Here is a 1,128-nt window from a genome sequence, read left to right as displayed (position 1 = left end):
TACCGGCGGCTGTCCATGACCAAATTGCATGAGCACTGGCAGCAGTTAACCCGTGGCTATGGGTTGGATGATCGTAGTGCACAGTTCGTCGTAGAAACCATGGATGCTCCGGAGGGGATCGTGGGCAAAGCCTCCCTGCCCGAGCTTGAGCAATGGGTTCGAGATAATGGCGAGGAGTAACCATGCGAGGGCATTTAATCGTGAAACTGGCAGGGCCCCTGCAAAGCTGGGGGCAGCACAGTTTTGAAGGGTTAAGAACATCGGCCCGATGGCCGGGCCGGAGCGCCCTGCTGGGGTTGCTCGGTGCTTGTCTGGGCATTGACCGGCAGGATCGTGAAGGGCTGCGGGCACTGGCTGACAGCGTGGCTTTCGCCGTACGCTGTGATCGGGGCGAGCATGAGCCTCAGAAAATGACGGACTATCACACCGTGAAAAACGCCAGGGTTGATTATCAGGGACTGAAAAGCCATGAGACCATTCAGACCTGGCGGGAGTACTGGCAGGATGCCAAATATACGGTCGCGGTGTGGAGTCAGCCAAAAGCGGTGGTCACTCTGGATCGTTTGCATCAGGCTTTGTGCAAGCCGGTATATACGCCAGTGCTTGGGCGGCGCAGCTGCCCGTTGGCTTGCCCCCTGGTTCAGTCGCTGTTTGCCAAGGCTGTGGTTACCGCGCCGGATGCCCTGTCAGCGCTGGCTGCGGTGGCGCCCTTCGCGGGCATGGTTTATAGCGAAGAAGGCTCTGGCAAGCAGCGAGAGTTGCGGCTGCGGGACGTTCCCCTGGTGGACCGGCCCCGGCAATTTGCTGCTCGCCGGGTGTTTGTACAGCAGCTTGAGCAGCCCGAAACGAAACCTGAAACCGAGGCGGGAGATCATCATGTATCTGGCTAAAGTACGTATCTCACCGAACAAATCCGGCAACGCTTATGAGCTGCATCGGGCGCTCTGGCAACTGTTTCCCCACCGTCCTGATGACAGCCGTTCGTTTCTGTTCCGGGTCGAGCGTCAATGTCGTCAATCCGGGGCTGAGGTTTTATTGCAGTCGGAATATCCGCCGGTCAATCAAGGGGCGGATGCGCTCTGCCTGGCCAGTAAACCGGTGAACTACCAGTTGGCCGAAGGCCAGCGG

The 1,128-nt window shown here is 58.9% G+C and carries 3 protein-coding genes; all 3 read left to right on the top strand.

Translation table 11 applies throughout. The annotated features are described in order from the left end of the window. The coding region (locus KDK14_RS04725) for a hypothetical protein (protein WP_257263866.1) at window positions 1-180 on the top strand (180 nt) is incomplete at its 5' end. A 2-nt stretch (window positions 181-182) separates the two neighbouring features. Next, the gene (cas5e, locus tag KDK14_RS04720) at window positions 183-890 is read left to right on the top strand and encodes a type I-E CRISPR-associated protein Cas5/CasD (RefSeq protein WP_257263865.1); all 708 of its coding nucleotides are present in this window, start codon (window positions 183-185) and stop codon (window positions 888-890) included. Beyond that, window positions 877-1,128: type I-E CRISPR-associated protein Cas6/Cse3/CasE (gene cas6e / locus KDK14_RS04715; protein WP_257263864.1), on the top strand; the 252-nt coding region annotated here is incomplete at its 3' end. The genes cas5e and cas6e, both read left to right, overlap by 14 nt.

It is taken from the genome of Endozoicomonas sp. ONNA2, assembly GCF_024606365.1.
Taxonomy (GTDB): Bacteria; Pseudomonadota; Gammaproteobacteria; order Pseudomonadales; family Endozoicomonadaceae; genus Endozoicomonas.
This window is presented reverse-complemented; position numbering and strand designations above follow the sequence as displayed.